Source organism: Gordonia sp. p3-SID1431, from assembly GCF_025143765.1.
Classification (GTDB): domain Bacteria; phylum Actinomycetota; class Actinomycetes; order Mycobacteriales; family Mycobacteriaceae; genus Gordonia; species Gordonia hongkongensis.
Map to the genome: position 1 here is coordinate 1 of NZ_JAMBDT010000083.1, position 22,995 is coordinate 22,995.

The following is a 22,995-nucleotide window of genomic DNA, read 5'->3' on the forward strand; positions in this document are numbered from 1 at the left end:
CTGTCTGGCGCCCTACCGCTGGTTGAGCCGGCCCCGAGCGGAGCCGCCCCCACCGCTGGTTGAGCCGGCCCCGAGCGGAGCGAGGCGCCGAGTCGAAGCCACTCCCGTCCGACGGCCGACTCAAGACCGGCCGCGTGGCGTCAGCTCCGCCGACGCCCGTCCGGCCGGAGGTCGGCGACCGTGGCGACGGCGTGGGTCAGGCTGTAATCGGGGTCGGCGGCCTGTCCCTTCACGTCCGCGTTGAGCGCCGCGACCACGCCGACCGCCCGCGCGATCGACTCCGCGTCCCACGCCTTGGCCTTCGCCTGCACGTTCTTGACCCGGTTGGGCGGCATGCCGAGTTCGCGGGCCGCATCGAAGTGGTTGATCGACCCCATGGGCCGGATGCGAGCGATGGCGTGGACGGCCTCGGCGAGGGCGTCGGCCAGCAGCACCCGCGGTACGCCGTGGTGCAGTGCCCAGGCCAGGGATTCCAGCGCGCCGGCACGGTCGCCCGTCACAGCCCGGTCGGCCACCTCGAATCCGGTCACCTCGGGGCGGCCCTGGTAGTACAGGCGCACGGTGTCGCGATCGACCTTGCCGCCGGTGTCGGCCACGAGTTGCGCGCACGCGGCGGCCAGCTCGCGCAGTTCCGATCCGACGCCCTCGACCACCTGCTCGACGACATCGGCGCCGACCTTCACGCCCAGCGAACGAAACTCGTTGCGCACGAACGTCATTCGCTCCGACGGCCACTTCGGGGCGGTCGTCTCGTGTTCGACGGCGCCGGCCTTCTTCAACGCGGGGACCATCGACTTCGCGCGGCCTCCGCCGTGATGGATCACCATCAGCGTGATGCCCTCGGGCAGCGACGACGCGGTCGCGGCGATGAGCGCGGCCGGCTCCTTGCCCGCGTCGGCAGCGGCCTCGACGACGACGATCCGCTCTTCGGCGAACAGCGACGGACTGAGCAGCTCTGCGAGTTCGTGTTCGCTCACGTCGCCGGCACGTACCCGGGTCACCGGCACCGGGGTACCCGCCGCTTTCGACGCGGCGTCGACCACGGCCGAGATCACCCGGCCGGTGAGGAAGTCGTCGTCTCCGAGCAGCAGGTGCAGGCGATCGGTCACGGCGACAATGGTGCCAGACGGCGCCGACACGATCACCGGACCGCCGCCCGGCCAACCGAATACGACAAAGTGGACGGGTCCTGTGGGCAAGTGAATCCGGTCGATCGCGGGCCGTTACGGTGAGCTTCTGCCATCGGCCCACCGACATTCGGAGGAGTTGCCCGCGTGACTGTCGAGCATCCCGGCACCGACACGGGTGCCGACACCGACGAGGGATACCAACGCGGGCTCACCGCCCGCACCGTGCAGATGATCGCCATCGGCGGCGCGATCGGCACCGGCCTCTTCTACGGCGCGGGTGGCGCGATCGAGAAGGCGGGACCGGCACTCATCCTGGCGTACGCGCTCGCCGGCCTCGCGATCTTCATCGTCATGCGCGCTCTCGGCGAACTCCTCATCTACCGGCCGATCTCCGGTGGCATCAGCGAGTACGCCGACGAGTTCCTCGGACGGTTCGCCGGTTTCAGCCAGGGGTGGACCTATTGGGCCGTGTGGACGACGACGTGCATGGCCGAGATCACCGTGGCGGGCAAGTACATCAACTACTGGTGGCCCTCGGTGCCGGTGTGGGTCACCGCCCTCATCGCGCTCATCGTGCTGTTCGGCGCGAACCTGATCTCCGTCGGGGTGTTCGGACGCGCGGAGTTCTGGTTCTCCGCCATCAAGGTCACCGCCATCCTCGGCATGATCATCGTCGGCATCGGTGTGCTGCTCCCGATCGCCGGGCTGGGGCCCGAGACCGGTCCGTCGGTGACGAACCTGTGGAACGACGGCGGCTTCTTCGCGACCGGCTTCAGCAACGCGATGCTGAGCCTGCAGATCGTCATGTTCGCCTATGTCGGCGTCGAGCTCGTCGGCGTGACCGCGGGAGAGGCACAGAACCCGCGCGTCACGCTGCGCAAGGCGATCAACACCGTTCCGTTCCGCATCGGGATCTTTTATGTCGGCTCGCTGCTGGTGATCCTCTCGGTCCGCAGCTGGACGGACTTCCAGGCCGGCGAGAGCCCCTTCGTCTCGGTCTTCTCCTACATCGGCATCCCCGGCGCCGCGGGCATCGTCAACTTCATCTTGCTCACCGCTGCCCTCTCGTCGTGCAACTCGGGCATCTACTCGACCGGGCGCATGCTGCGCTCCCTCGCCCACACCGGCGACGCCCCGCGGCAGCTGACCCGACTCTCGAACCGCAAGGTCCCGGCCGTCGGCATCACGCTGAGTGCCGCCGTCATGGCGATCGGCGTGGTGGTGAACGTCATCGATCCCGCACACGCCTTCGCCTACATCACCGCGGTGTCGACGGTCGGGATCATCGTCATCTGGTCGACTATCCTGCTGTGCCAGATGGCCTACCGCCGGAAGGTCGCGCGCGGCGAACTGCCGCGTTCGGACTACCGGGTCCCCGGCGCCCCGATCACCACGTGGCTCGCCCTCGCCTTCCTCGCGCTCGTCTTCGTCCTGCTGTTCTTCGACCGCGACGGTCGGATCGCACTGATCGTCGGGGCGGTCTGGTTCGCCGCCGTCGGCGTCGGCTACATGGTGTGGAACCGCACCGCGGGCGAGCTGGCCGACCGCGAGGTCTGACTGCGGGCAGCCTCATCCGAACGGCGAGAGCACCTCCACACTCGCCCAGCCCACGCCGCCGAGGGTGCGCGCGCACACGACCATCCACCACAGTTCGGGGGCGAGGGCGCGCACCAGCAGTTCACCCACGAGCGCGCCGACGCCGTCGGGCGGCCCGATCGCGCCGATGAGTGCGGCGAGGGTGCCGACCACGCTGATCACCGCGACCACCGGGGCGACCAGAAGGTTCGCAACGATTCCCACCACCGAGAACGTGCCGGTCACCACGACCACGATCGGCGCCGTCACCACCTGCGCGGTGACCGCCATCGCGATCACCTCGGCGACACCGGGCGGACAACGCCACTCGCGCAACCGGTCACGGAATCGTGGGGCCCACAGCACGATGGCGGCGGTGGCGGCCACCGACAAGGCGAACCCCGGTTGCAGCGCCAGCTCGGGCCACCACAGGAGTCCGCCGACGACCGCCGCACCGAGCGCCGGGAACGCCTGCGCCCGACGAGAGGCGAAGAGCGCCAACACACCCACCGCTCCCATCAACGCGGCACGCACCACACTCGGCGACGGCCGGACGAGCACCACGAATGCCAGGATCACCACCAGCCCGACGACCGCGGCCGCCCGCGGTGGCACACCCGCACTGCGAACCACGAGAAGCGCTGCTCCGCAGACGATCGCGAAATTGCTGCCGCTGACCGCGGTCAGATGGCTCAGGCCGGCGTCGCGGAAATCGTCCCGCAGGCCGTCGTCGAGGGAGCTCTCGTCGCCGAGCACGAGGCCGGGCAGGAGTCCGGCCGCGTCCTCGTCGAGCGCCCGCGCGGCCAACACCTGCAACCGTTCCCGGATCGCACCGGCCACCTGCTGGTGGGCGGGCGGCGAGCCGACGACCCGGGGCTGCTGCGCAGTCAGGGTCGCCACCAGAAGCGAGTGCTCGGGCGGCGGCCGCACCCGCGCGACCGTGACCACCCGTTGCCCGGGCAACAGTCCCGACCACTCCCCGAGATCGCCCATCACGTCGGCAGAAGCGGTCGGAACACGATGCGAACCAACCTGTTCCACGTCGACGCGCAGACGGACGCGTCCGGCCGACGACGGCCCGACGACCACCGGATCACCACGCACGGTCAGCACGACCGTCGACTTCCCGGTCGACGCGGCCAGCGGGTGATCGGAGCGGACCTCCTGCCGGATAGCCAACGAGGTCGCGCACACCGCGGCGAGTCCGGCCACGACGATGATCAAACCGACCGCGTCCCATCCCAACCGGCCGCCGGCACAGACAAGTGTGCCGACCGAGGCCACCGCGCCCGAACAGATCGCCAGCCCGAGCGTGTACCCGGGCGGCATCACCAGCCCGAACGCCGTCACCGCCCACACCGCCACCGCCGGTACCAGCAGGCGGTAGTCCACCCGTCAGACCGTCACGAGATCGCGCAGTCTGGCCAGGCGTGCCGGACCGATCCCGTCGACCTCGGCCAGCTGGTCCACGGAGCTGAAGCGCCCGTTGCGTTCCCGCCACGACAGGATGGCCTTCGCGGTCACCGGCCCCACCCCGGGCAACTCGTCGAGGTCGGCCTCGGTGGCGGTGTTGAGGTTCACGAGTCCGCCGGTGGCCGGCGGACCACCCGAACCGCCGGCGGGAGCACTTGCATCTGCCGGGGGTGCACCCGCGGGTGCGGGTGGCGCGCCGGAGGCCCCGACGACGGCACTGCGCAGCGACATCTCGCCCTGCCCGCCCGCGTAGCCGACGAGGATCTGATCGCCGTCCCGGAGTACCTGCGCGAGGTTCAGCGACAGCAGATCCGCGTTCTTGCGCGCGCCTCCCGCCCGGTCGATCGCGTCGGCGACCCGGGCCCCGGGCGTGAGTTGCACCAGACCCGGCGTGTGCACCAAACCGACGACACTGACCACCATCTGCGCCGGGATCGATTCGGTCGGCACGGCCGGCGGCGTCGACGGGTCCGACATCGACGAGGTGCCGGCCACCGCACCGAAATCCACGACCGGCGCCGACCCCGACCCGCGGAACAGTCCGAAGGCCGCGACGGCACAGACGACGACACCGACCGCGATCAGCGCGAGAGCTGCCGGTGGCGCGACCGCGAAGCGCCGCCGAGGGATGGGATCGTCGTCGAAGTCATCGTCATCCTCGGCACCGTCGCCGCCGACACTGTCGCCGCCGTCGGCGTCCGACCGTCGCCGCTGGGTTCGCGCCGGCGTGTCAAGCCACGTCGGCATCCCGCCGATCCCCCACCCGGGATGCTCGGGTTCCTCGACGGGGCCGAGCCGGTCGTCGATGTCCGGCGCGAGCGGCGGCGACACGGGGTCGATGCCTGCCGTACCGTCCCGTCGGTCCGGCAGATCGGCCACCGGCGCCAGCCGGTCCAGCGGGTTCCGCCGTCCTGATGCGCTCATGACGCCACACGCTAGGTCGCACAGCCGCCGCTGCTCCGCACGCGAACCGCAGAACCCGCGATCTGTGGACGGTCAGCGCGAGCTGTGGATGGCGCCGAGCCCGGCGCGCCGGACCGCTAGGACTCGCCGAGACCCTCGATCGGTTCGAGGTGCGCGGCGATCACGACGCCCACCGCGCCGGGGCCGACGTGGGCGCCGAGGATGGGACCGAGATCAACGGTCAGCTCGGAGGTCACCACCCGCAGCCTGGCGTGGACGGCCGCGCGCAGTTCCTCGGCGACGTCCGGGCTCTGACAGTGCTGGATGCCGACCGTGACCGCGCGCCCGCCCGCGGAGTCGGCGGCGGCGTCGACCATCTTGTCCAGCGCCTTGGAGAACGTGCGATGACGTTCCTTCAGCGTCAGGGTCCCGTCGACCATGTGCAGGATCGGTTTGATGGACAGCGCCGATCCGAAGAGCTTGCCCGCGGCGCTGATCCGGCCACTGTTGCGCAGATTGTCGAGCTGCTGCACACACAGCAGCGAGTCGACGGTCGCTGCCTGTCGGATGGCGGACTCGTACACGCGGTCCCGGTCGGCTCCCCCGGCGGCGGCCTGGGCGGCCGCGACGGCGGTGAAACCGACTGCGAGACCGACAGATCGGGAATCGACGACCCGAACCTGCCCGGAGAACTTCTCCGCAGCCATCCGCGCCGAACTCCAGGTCCCCGACAACCGGCGCGACATGTGGACGGCGACGACGCCGGCACCCTGACTCGCCTCGAGCGCGGACTCGAAATGTTCGGAGAGATCGTTGGGGTTGGCGCCGGAGGTGGTCACGCCCGGCGTCGTCACGATGTCGGCCGGGATGTCGTCGACACCTTCGCGGTAGTCCTCGTCGCCGACGGCGAGGTGCAATGGGACCTGCCGTATCCCGTAGTGCTCGGTCACCGACCGCGGCAGTCGGGACGAGGAGTCTGTGACGACGACGACAGGCACGCGTCTACGTTAACGGGTTCACGCGCCGGGCCTCCACGGGCGTCGGGGTCGGGCCCCCGGCGTCGCGATTCGCGCGCCGCCGGACGGCGTCGACGACCGGGGCGACCAGGTCGGCGATCCCCCGGTGGCACGAGAAACCCCAGTGGATTCCGTCGGGATTCATCTCGGCGGTGTCGTCGTCGAAGGCGTCCCGGGTGACCGGGTAGAAGTCGACACACGGTAGGCCGTGGCTCGACGCCCATCGCGACATCGCCGCGGTCGTCGGGATTCGCCCGGCATGGACGTTGCCGTAATACGGGCTGCGGTGGGTGGGCGGCAGGCACACGACGATCGGGAGGTCCGGACGCAACTGGGCGAGCGCCGCGCGGATCTTCTCCAGGTACTCGATCGTGACGTGCGGCGGCAGCGCGAGCGGCCAACCGAGGTGCGACCCCCGCGGTTGTATCCATGCATAGGCCGCGCGTATTCGCTGCCGCAACCCGTTCGGCCTGATGTAGCGGATCTGCTCCCGGAAAGCCGTCGGAAGCGGCGAGGGCAGCGTGTCCATCCCTCCGAATGCGAGCACGACGACGTCGGTGCGGGGCACGGTGGCCCAGATGTTCGGGTCCTGGGTGAGGGCCCACCAGACGTCCCGGCTCGTCCACCCGATCCGGCCGAACAGCCGCACCTCCGAGCGCGTCGCAGCGCCCACGAGCATCGGCCAGATCCGAGGGTCATCCGCGGGCAGACCGCCCTGCGGACCGTAGTACGCGAGCGAGTCGGACAACACCAGCACACATCGCTCCCGCGCACCGGCAGCGGATGGACCGGGTCCGGCGGCCTCGGTCATCGGCGGACGTCGCTCACTGCACCGCCGGGTCGGAGTCCTCGGCGGACGCGTTCCACACGTCCAGGCGCCACCGCGGCAGTTCGCCGGGCATGCTGTGCCCCGACAGCTGCACCCAACTCGTGTTCGCGAGCCCCCCGAAGACGGGCCAGTTCTCGACCGGCAGCCCGAGCAGTGCCGCGGTCATCGCCGCGATCACTCCCCCGTGGGCCACCAGCACCACCGGCGCCTCCGGGTTGTCGCCGACGCCCCACTCCGGCAGCAGCTCGATCAACTCGTCGACCAGGGGGGTGGAGCGGCGGGCGACGTCGACGCGGCTCTCCCCACCCGGCGGCGTCCAGGTCGCGTCATCGCGCCAGACGGCGCGCGCGCCCGGCATCGCGGCATCGACGTCGAGGTGCGTCAGACCCTGCCACTCACCGAGGTGTGTCTCCCGTAGGCGTACGTCGGTGGTCACCGGCAGACCGGTTCGTTGCGCGAGCGCCTCGGCGGTGTCGCGGGCCCGCCGCAGATCCGACGACCAGATGACCACCGGTTGCCGCTTGGCGAGCTCGACCGCCGCCGAACCAGCTTGCCGGACACCGAGTTCGGACAAGTCGGTGTCGATCTGGCCTTGCATCCGACTCGCCGCGTTGTACTCGGTCTGCCCGTGCCGCAACAGGATCAGGCGCCGCACCACAGGGGTGAGACGTTCGACGGCGGTGTCGTGTGAGTCGGGACCGCCACTCACGACAGCCCGTCCACCTCGACCACCGGGCAGTCCTTCCACAGACTCTCCAGCGCGTAGAAGCGTCGTTCATCGGTGTGCTGGATGTGCACCACGATGTCGGCGTAATCGAGCAGTGCCCAACGACCTTCGCGCGTGCCCTCGCGCCGCAGCGGCTTGTGGCCGGCCTCCCGCAGCTTCTCCTCGACCTCGTCGACGATCGAGTTCACCTGACGCTCGTTGTCGGCGGAGGCGATCACGAAGGCGTCGGTGATCACCAACTGCTCCGACACGTCGATCACCGTCACCTCATGGGCGAGCTTCTCGGCCGCGGCCAGGGCGGCCACCTTGGCCATCTCCAGCGCTTCAGCTGACGCAGTCACACTTGTCCTCTCATTCGGTCACGGCCTGTTCGCCCAGGGCGCGGCCCGACCCGTCGGTATCGCCCTGCAACTCCCCGGGAGGAATTTCCTCGGGCGGGAGCCGCTCGGGGCGGTTGGCCCCCGGAAGCGCCGGGGCGGAGACACCGGGCGACGACGCCCGGGGCGCACGATACAGCTTCCGCTTGGCGATGTACTGCACGACGCCGTCGGGCACCAGGTACCAGACGGGCCGACCCTGCAACGCGCGCGTCCGGCACTCGGTGGACGAGATCGCCAGCGCCGGGATCTCCAGCAGATGCAGGGTGTCGGCGGGCATGGCCTCGAGATGGTGGGCCAGGTGCGTGGCGTCGAGCTCGTACCCCGGGCGGCTCACGCCGACGAATCGGGCGAGGCCGAACAGCTCCTCCCAGTCCTGCCACGACAGGATGGATTCCAGCGCGTCGGCACCGGTGATGAAGTACAGCTGGGCTTCCGGAAGCAGCGCTCGCAGGTCGCGGAGCGTGTCCACGGTGTAGGTGTCGCCGTCGCGGTCGATGTCGACACGACTGACGCTGAACTGCGGATTCGACGCGGTCGCGATGACCGTCATGAGGTAGCGGTCCTCCGGCGGGCTCACCGTCGTCGCCTCGCCGATCTTCTGCCAGGGACGGCCGGTCGGGACGAAGATCACCTCGTCCAGCGAGAACCGGTGGGCGACCTCGCTGGCCGCGACGAGGTGCCCGTTGTGGATCGGGTCGAACGTGCCGCCCATCACGCCGATACGGCGCGCACGCGGGCGGTCGGGTGACATGGACGGTCAGTCTACGCGTCGAGCACTGATGCGAATCGGCAGCGCTGGTCAGATCGGCAGGAGGTCGGCGATGACCGTGCCCAGTTGTGTGGCGTTCCGGCATTCGAACATGTCGATCACGTCCGCGTAATCGGTCGCGACCGAGTCACCCGTGCCCCAGTGCTGCTTGGCCTCCGGGTTGAGCCAGTAGGCGTGCCGGGCCCGTTCCACCAGTTCGGCCAGCGCGTCGGCGTGCGGATCGTGATAGTTGTTCCGCCCGTCCCCCAGGATCAGCAACGCACCCCGGTGGGTCAGCGTATCGCCGTAGTCGGCGACGAACCCGGCCAGCATGTTGCCGTAGTCCGAGTGACCGTCGCGGGTGGAGATCCGCGCGGTGGAGATCATGTGGTGCATCGCCGCACCGAAATCCTCTTCGCCGTGGTCGAAGTAATCGGTCACCTCGTCGACGGTGTCGACGAAGGCGAACACCCGCACCTTCGAGAACTGTTGCCGCAGTGCATACACCAAGCGCAACGTGAACTGACTGAACCCGGCCACCGACCCCGAGACGTCGCAGATGATGATGAGTTCGGGCCGCCCCGGTCGGGGCTTGCGGTGACTGAGTTCGATGGGCACCCCACCGGTGGACATCGAGGCGCGCAGCGTCTTCCGGACGTCGACCGCGCCGCGGTGAGCGCGCCGTCGCCTCGTCTCGAGCTTCGCGGCCAGCAATCTTGCCAGCGGCTCGATGGTCTTGCGGATCTCCACCTGTTCTTTGGCACCCGCCGACAGGAAGTTGACGTTCTCGGGTAGCGGGGGCACCGCGTAGGCGCCGACCTTCTCGCGGCCATTGCGGTCGGCCATGCGCCGCTGGGTCTCTCGCTCGATCGCCGCACGCAGATCATTGGCCTTCTGGCGCGCCGCCTGCCGGTAGAGCGGTTCCGTACCGGCCCGCCCGCCGTCCCCGTCGCCATCACCGGCCATGGCCGCCGCGATCTTCGCGATCAGTGTCTGCGGACTCACCGCGGTGATGGCCTGATAGGCCGAGAACGCCTCGCCCCGAGTCGATCCGTAACGCCCCAACTCGTCGACGATCATCGCGATGGCCTGGTCGAGCCGGCCGTCGTTCGCCGACGCGTCGTCGGCGAGCATCTCCGCCAGCGCGTCCCGGACCGCCTCGACATCGAGCTCGCCGTCGGGGGTGCGCGGAAGATCCTCGGTCACGGTGCGCATTCCGGCGCCGACCGGGAACCACAGGTCGAAGACCCGGTCGAACACACCGCGATGGGCGTGATCGACGAGCAGTGTCGTCGCGAGCCCCTCGCGTAGACGGGGGCGTTCGAGGAGGTCGAGGACCTCCATGGCACTCGCCGCATCGATCAGCGCCGACGGCCCGACCACGATCCCGCGACGACGCAACTCGTCGACGAAATCGGTGAGGTGCGCGACGAGCGGAGCCGTCATCAGCCCAGCTTGAGTTCTTTGAGAGCCGTCTTGAGGTCCGGCCGGTGCTTCAGCACGACACCGAGGGTCCGTGCGATGAGTCCGTCGTCGAATCCGCCACCGCTCTTGGCCGTGGCCTTCTCCCCGGCTCCCAGCGCCAACAGGGTGTTCGCCCAGTCGATCGTCTCGGCCACCGACGGCTTCTTGCGGATGTCGAGTGTGCGTAGGACACCGACGATCCGCACCAGCTCGGCGCTGAGCGAATCCGACAGGTTCGGCACCCGCGACGCGAGGATCTCCTTCTCGCGCTCGGCATCCGGGAAGTCGATGTAGAGGTACAGACAACGACGCTTGAGTGCCTCGGACAGCTCGCGGGTCGCGTTCGATGTCAGCAAGACGATCGGACGACGCTGAGCGGCAACGGTTCCCATCTCCGGGATGGTGATCGCGAAATCGCTGAGCACTTCCAGCAGCAGCCCCTCCATGTCGACGTCGGCCTTGTCGACCTCGTCGATGAGGAGCACGGTGGCACCCTCGCGCGAGATCGCCTTGAGCAGCGGCCGCGGCAGGAGGAACTCGTCGGAGAAGATGTCGGCCTTGGCCTCATCCCACGCGCGGTCCCCCGTCGCCTGGATGTGCAGGATCTGCTTGGCGTGATTCCACTCGTACAGCGCGCGGGCCTCGTCGATGCCCTCGTAGCACTGCAGGCGGATGAGTTCGGCATCCGTGGCCGCCGCGATGGACCGGGCGAGTTCGGTCTTGCCGACACCCGCCGGCCCCTCGACCAGCAACGGCTTGCCGAGACGGTCGGCCAGGAAGGTCGAGGTCGCGGTCGCGTCGTCGGCGAGGTAACCCGTCGCGCGAAGGCGACCGACGACGTCGTCGACACCCTCGAACGACGGCACGACGGCCGGGCCCGAGCCGGTGTATCCCGCGGTCCCCGCGTCCGGGGTCGTCGCGCTCATCAGGCGGGCCGCACGTGGCCGTTGCCCCAGACCACCCATTTGGTCGAGGTCAGTTCCGGCAGACCCATCGGGCCGCGGGCATGGAGCTTCTGGGTGGAGATGCCGATCTCGGCGCCGAAGCCGAACTGCTCGCCGTCGGTGAAGGCGGTCGATGCGTTGACCATGACGGCGGCGGCATCCACGCGCCGGGTGAACTCGTCGGCGGCCGCCAGGTCGGTGGTGATGATCGCCTCCGTGTGGCCGGTTCCGTAGGTGTCGATGTGGACGACCGCGGCGTCGAGCCCGTCGACCACCTTCATCGCGATGTCCATCGACAGGTATTCCATGGACCAGTCGTCCTCGGTGGCCGGCTCCATACCCGGCTCGTCGCCGTGGATGACCACGCCCTGGGTCTGCAGCACCGAGGTGATCCGCGGCAGCGCGTCGGCCGCGACGGCCTTGTCGATGAGCACGGTCTCCGCAGTGTTGCAGACACTCGGCCGGCGGGTCTTGGAGTTGAGGATGACACGCGCCGCGACATCGAGGTCGGCGAGTGCGTGGACGTAGACGTGGCAGTTGCCGACGCCGGTCTCGATCGTCGGGACCGTCGCATTCGACACCACGGCCTCGATGAGGCCCGCGCCGCCACGGGGGATGACCACGTCCACGAGTCCGCGCGCCCGGATGAGCGCGGTCACGCTGGACCGATCGTCGCTGGGCAGCAGCGACACTGCATCCGCGCTGACCCCCTTGGCCGACAGGGTCTCCCGCAGCACGCGCACGAGTTCGGCGTTCGACGCCGCCGCCGACGACGAGCCACGCAGCAGCACCGCGTTCCCGGACTTGAAGGAGATCCCGAACGCATCGACGGTGACGTTGGGGCGCGCTTCGTACACGATGCCCACGACCCCCAGGGGCACGCGCAGCTGACGCAGCTGCAGCCCGTTGGGGAGGGTCTTCCCCGCAACCACCTCACCGATCGGGTCGGGGAGCACGGCGACCTGCCGCAGACCGTTGGCGATACCGGCCACGCGCGAGGCGTCGAGCCGCAGCCGGTCGAGCAGGCTCACCTCGATGTCGGCCGCCTCGGCACGTGCGATGTCCTCCGCGTTCGCGGCGAGGATGGTGTCGGTGGCCGCCTCGATGGCGTCGGCCGCGGCGAGCAGGACCTCGTTCTTGCCCGCGGTCGTCAGACCGCTCAGCGAGCGGGACGCCGACTTGGCGGCACGGGCAAGCCCGAGAACGACCTTCTCCGTGTCGGACTTCTCGGTGTCGGACTTCTCGGTGTCGGACTTCTCGGCGCCGGAGCCGCCTTCGGCGACGGACTGCTCTGCGGTGGGTGCGCTCATCAACATCCTCGACTTCGGTGGTTCCGGGCGCAACCGCCCGGACAGTGCCGTTCTCAGAGTAACGCCGCAGTTTCGGAGTCCCCAACGAGATCCACGGTCGGCGCCTCAGGCGAGTGCGAGGAAGAGTTTCTCCAGCTCTGCCTCGGTCAACGGCGGTTGCTCACCGTCAACGGTCTCGATGCACTGCCGCATTCCCGAGGCCACGATCTTGAAGCCGGCGCGGTCGAGCGCGCGGGACACCGCGGCGAGCTGGGTGACCACATCCTTGCAGTCACGCCCGGCCTCGATCATCGCGATCACGCCGGCGAGCTGCCCCTGCGCTCGGCGTAGACGGTTGAGGACGGCACTCATCGCATCGTCGCCGACGGCCACGTGGGGCCTCTTGTCATCGGCCATCGAGGCCTCCTCGCTGTCGTGCACCACCGACGTCCGGTTGGGTGCTGAATTCTTGACGTCAAGATACCCCCATGGGTATGTTGGCCGCCAGACGGATACCCCCAGGGGTATATACGAAAGGAAATCCATGGCGCCGATCACACCTCTGTCCGACGAGGCGACCACTACCGACCCCGCGGGCTCCCCGCCCGGGGGCCTCGGCCGGTGGGGTGCGGCCATGGCCGCGCACGCCCGCTGGGTGTTCGGCGTGTGGCTCCTCGTCCTGCTCGTCCTGGGAGCCGCGGCGCCGTCGGTGTTTTCCGCACTCGCGGGCGCGGGCTGGCAGGCCGACGGGTCGGAGTCCGTGCAGGTCCGCGAGCTGGCTCAGCAACATTTCGGCGGGAACTCGTCGGCAGCGGTCCATGTGGTCGTCCACTCCGAGCGCGACACGGTCGACGGTCCCGCGATTCGAGAGGTGGTCGGCGAGATCGCTGCACTGGCGGGGACGGACAGCCGGTTCGCCCAGGTCGTCCCGCCACAGCCCGGCATGTCGATCAGCCCGGACGGCCACACCGGGATCGTCATAGTGGGCGCGGCCGCCGACACCGACGAGATGGTGCGCGCTGTCGATGAGCACAAGGACGCGTTGATCGCCCTGTCCGGAAACGGGATCGAGGTGTACCCGACGGGTGCCTCGGCCCTGTGGAGCGACTTCAACGAGGCCAATCACGACGCGATGATCAAGGCCGAGCTGTTCTCATGGCCGGTCACGCTGACGATCATGGTGCTCGCCTTCGGGTCGCTCGTCGCGGCCGGTCTCCCATTGTTGCTGACCATCGCCGGTCTCGTCGCATCCGCGGGCGGCCTGGTGTTGTTGAACCAGGTCACCCCGATCTCGGTGTGGGCCATGAACTTCGCGATGATGTTCGCGCTGGCGCTGGGCATCGACTACGCACTGTTCCTGGTGTCGCGGTTCCGCGACTCGGTCCGGGAGCACGGCGACGACATGCGCGCGGCGGTGGCGCAGACGATGGACACCGCAGGCAAGGCGGTGTTGCTGTCCGGCATCACGGTTCTGGTGAGCCTGTCGGCCGTGCTGCTGGTTCCGGCACCGGCGGTGCGCACGATGGCGGTGGGCATCATGCTCGCGGTGGCCTTCGTCCTCGCGGCAACCCTCACTCTCCTACCCGCCGCGCTGGGCGCCCTGAGTGGCCGGATCAACGCGGTCTCGCTGCCGTACGCGCGCCGCCAGCAGCACCGATCGCCGGTGTTCGCACGCTGGGGCGGCTTCCTGCAGCGCCATCCGTGGGCTGTCGCCACCGGCTCCCTGGTTGTTCTCGTCGCGCTCGCGATCCCGGTCGTCGGGTTGAAGGTCGCTATGCCCTCCATCGGCGTCGTCCCGGCCGACGCGCCCGTCCGCCAGGGCTATGAACTCGTGCAGTCGCAGATGGGCGAGGGCGCACCGGGGATGCTGCAGATCGTCGCACCCGCCGACGAGGCGCAGCAGGCCGCCGCGGTCGCGGCGCAGTCCCCGGGGATCACCATGGTCACTCCCGCGACGCCGGCCGCGGACGACTCGGACCTCGTTCTCATGCAGGCTCTTCCGACCGTCGACCCGTCCGCCGGCCAGATGGCCACAATCGTCGACGACCTGCGTGACGCATTGCCCGACGGCGCTCTCGTCGGCGGCGCGCCCACCGAGAACCTCGACCTGCAGCACGCTCTGAACGACTACTTCCCGCTGGTCGTCGCCGTCATTCTCGTCCTCGGTTTCGTCTTGCTGCTGGTGTCACTCCAAGCGCCGCTGATCGCACTCATCGGCACTGTGGTGAGCCTGCTGTCCACCGCCGCGGCGTTCGGCGTCGCGAAGCTGATCTTCCAGGACGGGCACCTGGCAGACCTGCTGGGCTTCACACCTCAGGGATTTCTCGACGGCTGGGCCCCCGTGTTCTTCTTCGCCATGATCTTCGCGATCGCGATGGACTACACCGTGTTCCTCCTCGCCACCGCCAAAGAACACTACGAACGCTCCGGGGATCCATCGACCGCGCAGGTCGACGGCATGGCCCACTCCGGGCGGATCATCTTCGCCGCAGCTGCGGTCATGGTCGCCGTCTTCTTCACCTTCGCCCTGGCCCAACCACTCCCTCCGAAGGAGATGGGGATCATCCTGGGTGTGGCAGTCCTGCTCGACGCCGTCCTGATCCGCCTCACCCTCCTGCCGGCGCTGCTACGCATCACCGGCCGGGCGGCGTGGTGGACACCATCCTGGTTGCGCCGGATCCTCCCGTCGATCAGCTTCAAGCATTGACCTCACCCGAATCGGGTACACGCCCCTTGAGGGCCGACAAGAAAGGACACACGATGTCACTCGCGCTGACCACCACGCTGCCGCACCCCTTCCCGGAGGCGGTCGAACGGACCAGAGCCGCGCTCGCCGATCAGGGATTCGGCATCCTCACCGAGATCGACGTCCAAGCGACGCTCAAAACGAAACTCGACGAGGACATGGAGCCCTATCTGATTCTCGGTGCCTGCAATCCGCCGCTGGCGCATCGGGCGCTCGGCGTCCACCGGCAGATCGGGTTGCTGTTGCCGTGCAACGTCGTCGTCCGCGCCGACCCGGGCAACCCCGACCACACGCTCGTCGAGGCGATGAACCCCGACCTCATGGTCCAGGTCTCGGGCGAACCCGACCTCGAACCGGTCGCACGTGATGCCGCGGAGAAGTTGCGCGCCGCGATCGATTCCCTGACCGCACAGTCCTGAATCCCCTTGCACATCCGCCCGAGACCTCCGGAGTTCTCATGACCCACTTCGATTTCTACTTCGACCCCGTGTGCCCCTTCGCCTGGGTCGCATCGCGATGGCTCATCGATCGGGCTCAGGCACACGATGCCTCCGTCGACTGGCACGTGATGAGTCTGGCCATCCTGAATGAGGACCAGGAGCCGGATTCCGACGAGCAGCGGCAGCAACTCGACACCTCGCGGCGACTCGGACGTGTGTTGATGGCGGCCGTCGACGAGTCCGGGACCGATTCGCTCGAACCCCTCTATTCGGCGATCGGCCGACGGCTTCACCATGTGGGCGACGAGATGACGCCCGCGGCGGTGTCGGAGATCCTCGTCGACACCGGCCTCCCCGCCGGCCTGGCCGAGGCAATGGACGACGAGTCGTTCGACGACGCCCTGCGCGCGTCGCATCAACGCAGTCAGGATGCGCTGGGCGAGGCCGGCGGCAGCCCCATCACCGGGATCGACGGCAACCATTTCTTCGGTCCCGTCCTCTCCGACATCCCGACCGGTGACGAAGCGGACGCACTTTTCTCGTCTCTGGTGACGCTCGCGGGCGTCTCGGCATTCGCACAGGTGAAGCGGCCGGCAGGAGGACCTCCGTCGTTCTCGGACTGATCTCGGCGCGCATCCCGCCCGTCTCCCGCCTACTGTGACGCCGTACAGATGTCCGAAGACGGGAGCGATCGCGAAGTGGCGTGGCTTGTCCTGGTGACCGCGGGTCTGGTCGAGATCATCTACATGGCAGCTCTGGAGAAGTCGAACACCTTCACACGTCCGATGTGGACGGCCCTGTTCATCATCGGGGTGATCGTGAGCATGGCCGGTGTCGCCTACGCGATCCGCTCGATCCCCCTGGGCACGGCCTACGCGGTCTGGGTGGGGATCGGCGCGGTCGGTACCGCGATCTATGGAATCCTGTTCCTGCGAGAACCGGCCGGCCTCGCTCGGCTCGGATGCATCTTCCTCATCCTCACGGGTGTCGTCGGACTGAACCTGTTGCACAACTCGGAGGGCGCGGGGGCGCATTGACGCGGCGGCGCATGGTCGTCAGTCCGCACACCGCAGCGCCTCCGACAGGACGCGTCGGGAGGGTTCGTCGATCGCCAATCCGTATGTAGCCGTGACGATCACGAACTGAATCGCGTACTGGCACCAGAATCCACGGGCCGGTGGCATCCAGCGCGCGGGTTCGGAGTCGCTCTTTTCCTGGTTCGAACGCCCGTCGACGGCAACGAGATTGGCGGGGTCGTTCGCGAAGTCCAGCCGCCGGTCGGGCGGCCACGCCCACGCTCCCATGTCCCAGGCATACGACAGCGGGACGATGTGGTCGATCTGCACCGCCGACGCGCTCCGATCGCGCCGGAAGACGACGAAGTCGCCGGTGTACGGGCTCCGCAGTTCGCCCGCCAGTACGGCACGAGGACAACTCGGCGTCGGGCCGGCTCGGATGTCGTGGAGATCCCGAGCCAGCACGTCGTTACGGGTGTCGCACCCGTTGCCGCCTCCGGGAACGGACCCGGCGTCCGACCAGGCGCTGCCGAACGCGGCCCGGTCGTAATCCTGTCGGTCGGTACGACCCGCACTGATCGGGATCGAGGCGAGCGACGACGCCGCCGGTCCCGCCATCGCCCGAATCCTCGGGTCGGTGTCGGGACCGGCCCGAAAGGCGTCGACGCCGACGGCGACCACCACCGCCGTGACGACGGCGGCGACGAGCACCGCCCACTGCCGTGGCGACCAGGACGGCGAGTCCCGCGGCGTCCAGCGCATCCATCGGATCCGCATGCGGAGTCGTCGCAGCGTCGGCGAACGCATCACCATGCATTCTCAGACGCACGCGGCAACCTTCTGGTTCCGTGTGTCGATCGGCCCGGTACCGGTGTCGCAGAACGTGGCGCCAGGCGCACCGATGCGCGACAACTGGGCTCGGGCCGAGCCGGTCAGGACTTGTCGAGGTACGCGATCTTGTGCGGCACGAGGATTCCGTCGACGAGATCCGCGAGCGGTCGGTGTTCGAGCAGCGTGATGTCCTCGCTCACCACCTCTTCCGCGAGTCCGCGGGCGTCCTCGATGACCTCGACGTCCTCGAGCAGGGACAGGAACCGCAACGACGTGTTGACGCCCGACTGTAGGGACCCGAGCAGATCACCCTCCCGGCGTTGCTCGAGATCGACTCGCGCGAGCTCGAATCCGTCGTTCGAACCGGCCACGGCGCGGAGGCGGTCCATCGACGGCGAGCCGTCCCGGGCATTCGTCATCAGCAGGCACAGACCCGCATGCCGCCCACGTCCCACACGACCGCGCAACTGATGCAGCTGGCTCACGCCGAACCGATCGGCGTCGACGATGACCATCGTGGTCGCATTGGGCACGTCGACACCCACCTCGATGACGGTGGTGGACACCAGCACGTCCACCTCGCCCCGACCGAAGGCATCCATGACGGCGTTCTTCTCGTCGGCGGGTAGGCGGCCGTGCAGGAGCTCCACGCGTCGGTGCGCGAACGGGCCGGCGACGAGGGCCTCGTACTGCTCGAGGACCGAGGTCGGCCGCGGGCCCTTCTCCTCGTTGTCGTCGGACTCGGGTTCGGGCCCGTCGCCGATGCGCGAGCACACGACATAGACCTGACGGCCGGCGTCGATCTCCTCGTTGGCGCGCGACCACACCCGGTCGACCCATGAGGATTTCCCGGTGGGCACCACCGACGTGGTGATCGGCTGCCGGCCGCGCGGCAGCTCCCGGAGGACCGAGGTCTCGAGGTCACCGAAGGCGGTCATGGCGACGGTCCGCGGGATCGGCGTCGCGGTCATCACGAGGAAATGCGGTATCCGCCCGTTGCGGCCCTTGCCGCGCAACACATCTCGCTGCTCCACGCCGAAGCGGTGCTGTTCGTCGATCACGACGAGTCCGAGGTCGAAGAACTCGACCTTGTCCTCGAGGAGCGCGTGGGTCCCGATCACGATCCCGGCCTGGCCCGTCACCACGTCGAGGAGCGTCTCGCGCCGGCCCTTGGTCTTCATCGAACCCGTCAGCAGCGCGAGGCGCGTCGCGCCGTCGGCCGCGGTCAGTTCGCCCGCCTCGGCGAGGTCGCCCAGCATCGTCTTCATCGTCCGGTAGTGCTGTGCGGCAAGCACTTCCGTCGGGGCCAGGATGGCGCACTGGTACCCGTTGTCGACGACCCGCAGCATTGCCAGCAACGACACGAGTGTCTTCCCGGACCCGACCTCGCCCTGCAACAGCCGCGACATCGGCTGCGCGCGGGCCAGATCCTCGGCGAGCTCCTCCCCCACCTCGACCTGACCGTCGGTCAGGGTGAACGGGAGTCGGTCACGCAACTTGTCCTCGAGACCGCCGGGCACGCGTGGACACGGTGGCGCCGACTCGCTCCGCCCCGCCAACCGGCGCTGCGCCAGCACGGTCTGGATGGCCAGCGCCTCATCGAACTTCAGCCGATGGGCGGCGACCTTCACGTCGTCCTCGGCATCGGGCAGGTGGATCTTGCGGATCGCCTCGTCGGTGCTGACGAGACCCCGCGCGCGGCGTTCGGCTTCGGTGAGTGCGTCGGGAATCGGCGCGCTCTCACTCAGGACCCGACGGACCGCGCCGAGGATGTCCCAGGTCTGAATGTTCTTGTTGGCCGGGTACATCGGCAGGATGTCGCGGTCGAACATGGTGACCAGGGGGTGATCGCCGCGCTCTCCGGTGATCTGCTCCTCGATCGCGTACATCTCGGTCAGCATCTTGGAACCGACGACGTCCTCGATCTCCGGATCGCCGTCGGGAAGGATCATCCATTCCGGATGCGACAACTGGATCTGGTCGCGGAAGTACTTGACCGCGCCGGCCATCATCACCCGTGCACCGGGTCGGAACAGCCCCTTGAGGCGGTGGGCGTTGAAGAAGCTGGCCTCGTAGACGTCGTTGTCGTCGGTGACCTTCACCTTGAGGAACGACCCTTTGCGGCTCCTCATCTTGATGAGATCGGACTTGGTGATCCGTCCGACGATCGTCAGCCACTCACCCGGTTCGGGCCGCTCCTGGTCGACCACGTGGCCGCGTCGGATGTACCGGCGGGGCGTGTACCGCAACAGCTCCCCGACCGTGTGCACGCCGACGGTGGCGAGCTGTTCGGCGGGCTTGGTCCCCAGGACGTCGGACAGCGAATCCGACAGTGCCAGTTCGGTCACTCCACACCCACCTGGACGAGATCGGTGCGCTGTCCGGTGCGGTACACCGCCAATTCGATGCCGGGGTAGCTGCGCCGCATCTGCTCCGCGACGGCCTCGAGGGCGGCCTCGTCGACCTCGACGCCGGCAAGCACCGTGACCAGCTCGCCTCCGGTGGAGAGCATGAGGTCGACGAGGGCGGTGCACGCCGACGTCTGATCCGGCGCCACGACGAGCACGTCGTCGCCGATCAGCCCCAGCACGTCACCGACCTCGCTCATCCCCGCCAGCGTCATCATCCTCGTGGTCGCCGACTGCAGCGATCCCCAGCGTGCCCCGGCGGCGGCCTCGGCCATCGCGTAGGCGTCGACGTCGGGGACCTCGCTCGGATCGTGCACGGCGAGAGCGGCGAGGCACTGGGTCATCGACGACGTCGGCAGCATCAGGACCGAACGCTGGGTGGACCGCACCTCGGTGGCGACCGTGACGAGATCCTGCGATGTCAATGCGCCGTTGGCCATGACGACGACATGCGCGCTGTCGGTGTCGCGGATCGCGCGGCCCAGCTCGTGGGCGGAGAGTCCGTCGTCGGCGCGCAGCACGACCGCACCGGCCTCGCCGAACAGTTCGGCCGCGCCGTCACCGGACACGACGACCACCACCGCCCGTTTGTGCCGGGGCGGCGGCTCAGCCGAATCCGCCTGTGCCCGAATGGCATCGAGAGCGAAGCAGGTGATCCGGACATCCGAGAGCTGCCCGATGCCCGCGCCGGCCTCGACCGCCGCACCCGGGTGGCAGGTGTGGACATGTACCGAGAAGCGTTCGCCCTCACCGCTGGAACTGTCGCCGACGATCACCACCGCGTCGCCGAGTTCGTCCAGACGTTCGCGCAGTTCGGCGATCTGCTCGCCGGCCGCGCCGTCGAGGAGGTACATGACCTCGAAGTCCTGGTCGCTCCCGTCGAGGCAACTGTCGTCCGGTCCGTGACCCAGCGTGGTGCTGTCGGTGAGGATGCCCCGGTAACGCCGGCGGCGGTGCGAGACGCCGGTGATGACCTTGACCATGGCGTCCACGATCGCGAGGAAGCCACGCCCGCCCGCGTCCACCACGCCCGCGTTCGCGAGCACCGACAGCTGTTCCGGGGTGCGTTCGAGCGCTTCGGCACAGTCGTCGGCGACGGCGCGCACCTGGTCGGCCGGGGACTCGTGCTCGTGCGCCGCGGCCGATTCGGCGGCGACCCGCACCAGCGTGAGGACCGTGCCCTCGCGCGGTTCACTCACCGCACGGGTCGCCGCGAGCGAACCGAGACGCAGACCCAGCGTCGAGAACTCGGCGAAGGTCAGGGCGTCGGTGTCGCCCAGGATCTCCGCACCGTCCGCGAGTCCGACCAGCACCTGCGAGAGGATGATCCCCGAGTTGCCCCGCGCCTGCGCCACCGCGCCGTCGGCCATCGCGCGGGCGACCTCGGGCAGCGACGCGTCGGGCGGCGTCTTCTCGACCGCCTCGGCCGCGGCCCGCATCGTGAAGAGCATGTTGCTCCCGGTGTCCGAATCGGGGATCGGGAAGACGTTGAGGTCGTTGATCTCGCCGCGCAGCGACTCGAGCTGTTCGACCGAGACTCGGGCCCAATCGCGCAGCAACTGCGGGTTGACGGTGCGGGCGATCACACGGTGGCTCTTTCTCGCAGACGCGGCGCGCGACGTACTGTGCTCTCGCGCGCAACGTGACCGGCTGGTGAGGTTGTGGGCAAGGTTACTCGGGGTGTCCGACCGTGCGGCGCGCCCGAGCGGGACCGGGTGGCGGATCGGCTCGGATTTGGTCACGCCACCACGACCTGGTTATCCTTGCAGGGTTGCCTTTCGCCTCGAGCGCGCACACCCACCGGTGGTGCCGATCGATCCGAGCGGCTGAACACCAGACCATGATCATCTACCAAGGGAGTTCGACGATGGCTGCCGTCTGCGATATTTGCGGCAAGGGCCCGGGCTTCGGCAAGTCGGTGTCTCACTCGCACCGCCGTACCAACCGCCGCTGGAACCCGAACATCCAGTCCGTTCGCGTGGAGGTCGCCCCCGGCAACCGCAAGCGCAAGAACGTCTGCACCTCCTGCCTGAAGGCCGGCAAGACCGCAGCTGTCTGACCTCCTCGCCCGTCCGCGGGTGGGAGTTCGAGAGCACGAGACCCGATGCCATGAGCGCAAGCTCCCCGGCATCGGGTCTTTGGTGTGTGCGCGATAGGGTTTCGCGCATGGCCTCATCGAACCCCACCGCCCCCGCTGCCGTAGACGACACCGACGCTCTGGTGCACGAGCGCAACGGCGTCCTCACCCTCGCGGTCTCGACGGCGGGCGCGGGCAACTCGCTCGACGACGCCGCCCTCGCCGCGGGAACCCAGGCACTGCGCGAGGTCGCGCGTGGACAGCGTGACGTGGGGGCGGTCCTGCTCGTCGGGCTGGGCAAGAACTTCTGCGCCGGCGGCAACGTCCGCGCCTTCGCCGGTGCGGACGACCGCCCGACCTATCTGCGCGAGATCGCCGACAACTTCCATCAGCTCGTCGGCGCCCTGTACGAGGCGAACCGCCCCGTCGTCGTCGCCGCGAAGGGCTGGGTCGCCGGCGCGGGCATGTCGCTGGTGTTGCACGCCGACGTCGCCGTCGGTGGTCCGTCGACCCGGCTGCGGCCCGCCTACCGCGGTATCGGTCTCACTCCCGACGGGGGTCTCACCTGGACCCTCCCCCGCGCCGTCGGCGCTGCCCGGGCACGCCAGATCATCCTGACCGACCGCGTCATCAGCGCCGACGAGGCCCAGCAGTGGGGGCTGCTGTCGGAGATCGTCGCCGACGACGAGGTCGAGTCCGCCGCGCGCACGGCCGCCGAGGCCATCGCGTCGGGTCCCCGCGACGCCGACGCGATGACCAAGCATCTGTTGGCCGTCTCCGCCGACACCACGTTGGTCGAGCACCTCGCCCTCGAAGCCCGCTCCATCTCCGAACGGTCCGGACTGCCCGAGGGCATCGAGGGAGTTGACGCCTTCGTCGGCAAGCGCGCGCCGGACTTCACCCGGGGCCGTGCCACCACCGCCCCCTGATCCGAAAGAACTACATAACCATTGCTCCCTGAGGTGCGAGGAGCGCCAGCGACGAGCCACGAAGGGCCTG

22 protein-coding genes are annotated in these 22,995 nt (G+C 69.0%); 7 read left to right on the forward strand and 15 right to left on the reverse strand.

Annotated features, from left to right (window positions below; translation table 11 throughout):
- Positions 1-140 precede the first annotated feature (140 nt).
- The gene (holA, locus tag M4D77_RS18100) at positions 141-1,109 is read right to left on the reverse strand and encodes a DNA polymerase III subunit delta (protein WP_068970238.1); all 969 of its coding nucleotides are present in this window, start codon (positions 1,107-1,109) and stop codon (positions 141-143) included.
- Positions 1,110-1,274: 165 nt separating this feature from the next.
- Here holA and M4D77_RS18105 point away from each other — a divergent pair, with 165 nt between their 5' ends.
- A complete protein-coding gene (locus M4D77_RS18105) occupies positions 1,275-2,687 on the forward strand; it encodes an amino acid permease (RefSeq protein ID WP_165629845.1) in 1,413 nt (470 codons plus the stop codon).
- Between the two features lie 12 nt (positions 2,688-2,699).
- Here M4D77_RS18105 and M4D77_RS18110 read toward each other — a convergent pair whose 3' ends face one another.
- The 11 genes from M4D77_RS18110 to M4D77_RS18160 form a co-directional block, all read right to left on the reverse strand.
- On the reverse strand, positions 2,700-4,097 hold the full coding sequence (locus tag M4D77_RS18110; protein WP_259936886.1) for a ComEC/Rec2 family competence protein: 1,398 nt from the start codon (positions 4,095-4,097) through the stop codon (positions 2,700-2,702).
- 3 nt (positions 4,098-4,100) lie between these two features.
- Positions 4,101-5,102, reverse strand: coding sequence for a ComEA family DNA-binding protein (locus M4D77_RS18115; protein ID WP_259936888.1), 1,002 nt, complete (start codon positions 5,100-5,102; stop codon positions 4,101-4,103).
- Between the two features lie 116 nt (positions 5,103-5,218).
- Entirely contained in the window at positions 5,219-6,079 is an 861-nt protein-coding gene (locus M4D77_RS18120; RefSeq protein WP_137808982.1) for a DegV family protein, read from the reverse strand.
- Positions 6,080-6,083: 4 nt separating this feature from the next.
- Entirely contained in the window at positions 6,084-6,908 is an 825-nt protein-coding gene (octT, locus tag M4D77_RS18125; RefSeq protein ID WP_259936890.1) for a diglucosylglycerate octanoyltransferase, read from the reverse strand.
- Between the two features lie 13 nt (positions 6,909-6,921).
- Positions 6,922-7,635 carry a histidine phosphatase family protein gene (locus tag M4D77_RS18130; RefSeq protein WP_058252104.1) on the reverse strand — a complete coding sequence of 238 codons (714 nt, stop codon included), beginning with the start codon at positions 7,633-7,635 and terminating at the stop codon, positions 6,922-6,924.
- Positions 7,632-7,994 carry a ribosome silencing factor gene (gene rsfS / locus M4D77_RS18135; protein WP_004023080.1) on the reverse strand — a complete coding sequence of 121 codons (363 nt, stop codon included), beginning with the start codon at positions 7,992-7,994 and terminating at the stop codon, positions 7,632-7,634. Before rsfS ends, M4D77_RS18130 begins: the two co-directional genes overlap by 4 nt.
- A 10-nt stretch (positions 7,995-8,004) precedes the next feature.
- Positions 8,005-8,784 carry a nicotinate-nucleotide adenylyltransferase gene (nadD, locus tag M4D77_RS18140; protein WP_058252105.1) on the reverse strand — a complete coding sequence of 260 codons (780 nt, stop codon included), beginning with the start codon at positions 8,782-8,784 and terminating at the stop codon, positions 8,005-8,007.
- Between the two features lie 48 nt (positions 8,785-8,832).
- Entirely contained in the window at positions 8,833-10,227 is a 1,395-nt protein-coding gene (locus tag M4D77_RS18145) for a VWA domain-containing protein (protein WP_065632726.1), read from the reverse strand.
- Positions 10,227-11,171, reverse strand: a complete 945-nt coding sequence (locus M4D77_RS18150) for a MoxR family ATPase (RefSeq protein WP_175401209.1) — start codon at positions 11,169-11,171, stop codon at positions 10,227-10,229. The genes M4D77_RS18145 and M4D77_RS18150 overlap by 1 nt, the downstream gene beginning before the upstream one ends.
- Positions 11,171-12,499: a glutamate-5-semialdehyde dehydrogenase gene (locus tag M4D77_RS18155; protein WP_259936893.1), complete on the reverse strand. Its 1,329-nt coding sequence runs from the start codon at positions 12,497-12,499 to the stop codon at positions 11,171-11,173. Before M4D77_RS18155 ends, M4D77_RS18150 begins: the two co-directional genes overlap by 1 nt.
- A gap of 105 nt (positions 12,500-12,604) precedes the next feature.
- Positions 12,605-12,895: a metal-sensitive transcriptional regulator gene (locus tag M4D77_RS18160; protein WP_197414683.1), complete on the reverse strand. Its 291-nt coding sequence runs from the start codon at positions 12,893-12,895 to the stop codon at positions 12,605-12,607.
- Positions 12,896-13,022: 127 nt separating this feature from the next.
- Between M4D77_RS18160 and M4D77_RS18165 the strand changes: the two genes are divergently transcribed.
- From M4D77_RS18165 to M4D77_RS18180, 4 genes are read left to right on the forward strand one after another with little or no spacing between them, the layout of a single operon-like run.
- Positions 13,023-15,185, forward strand: a complete 2,163-nt coding sequence (locus M4D77_RS18165; protein WP_068970229.1) for an MMPL family transporter — start codon at positions 13,023-13,025, stop codon at positions 15,183-15,185.
- 53 nt (positions 15,186-15,238) lie between these two features.
- Positions 15,239-15,643 carry a DUF302 domain-containing protein gene (locus M4D77_RS18170; RefSeq protein WP_068970230.1) on the forward strand — a complete coding sequence of 135 codons (405 nt, stop codon included), beginning with the start codon at positions 15,239-15,241 and terminating at the stop codon, positions 15,641-15,643.
- Positions 15,644-15,681: 38 nt separating this feature from the next.
- On the forward strand, positions 15,682-16,287 hold the full coding sequence (locus M4D77_RS18175) for a DsbA family protein (RefSeq protein ID WP_068970231.1): 606 nt from the start codon (positions 15,682-15,684) through the stop codon (positions 16,285-16,287).
- Positions 16,288-16,335: 48 nt separating this feature from the next.
- The gene (locus tag M4D77_RS18180) at positions 16,336-16,701 is read left to right on the forward strand and encodes a multidrug efflux SMR transporter (RefSeq protein ID WP_336276194.1); all 366 of its coding nucleotides are present in this window, start codon (positions 16,336-16,338) and stop codon (positions 16,699-16,701) included.
- An 18-nt stretch (positions 16,702-16,719) separates the two neighbouring features.
- Here M4D77_RS18180 and M4D77_RS18185 read toward each other — a convergent pair whose 3' ends face one another.
- The 3 genes from M4D77_RS18185 to M4D77_RS18195 form a co-directional block, all read right to left on the reverse strand.
- On the reverse strand, positions 16,720-17,487 hold the full coding sequence (locus tag M4D77_RS18185; protein ID WP_396266596.1) for an HNH endonuclease family protein: 768 nt from the start codon (positions 17,485-17,487) through the stop codon (positions 16,720-16,722).
- A gap of 125 nt (positions 17,488-17,612) precedes the next feature.
- A complete protein-coding gene (gene recG / locus M4D77_RS18190) occupies positions 17,613-19,859 on the reverse strand; it encodes an ATP-dependent DNA helicase RecG (RefSeq protein ID WP_137808991.1) in 2,247 nt (748 codons plus the stop codon).
- Positions 19,856-21,505 carry a DAK2 domain-containing protein gene (locus M4D77_RS18195; RefSeq protein ID WP_068970234.1) on the reverse strand — a complete coding sequence of 550 codons (1,650 nt, stop codon included), beginning with the start codon at positions 21,503-21,505 and terminating at the stop codon, positions 19,856-19,858. Before M4D77_RS18195 ends, recG begins: the two co-directional genes overlap by 4 nt.
- A gap of 281 nt (positions 21,506-21,786) precedes the next feature.
- On the opposite strand from M4D77_RS18195, the gene rpmB reads away from it, so the two are divergent.
- Together rpmB and M4D77_RS18205 are read left to right on the forward strand one after the other, a co-directional pair.
- Positions 21,787-21,978 carry a 50S ribosomal protein L28 gene (gene rpmB / locus M4D77_RS18200; RefSeq protein WP_004023092.1) on the forward strand — a complete coding sequence of 64 codons (192 nt, stop codon included), beginning with the start codon at positions 21,787-21,789 and terminating at the stop codon, positions 21,976-21,978.
- A 107-nt stretch (positions 21,979-22,085) separates the two neighbouring features.
- Positions 22,086-22,925 (forward strand): enoyl-CoA hydratase/isomerase family protein, encoded by an 840-nt coding sequence (locus M4D77_RS18205; protein WP_259936900.1) that lies wholly within the window; start codon positions 22,086-22,088, stop codon positions 22,923-22,925.
- The last annotated feature ends 70 nt before the right edge of the window (positions 22,926-22,995 follow it).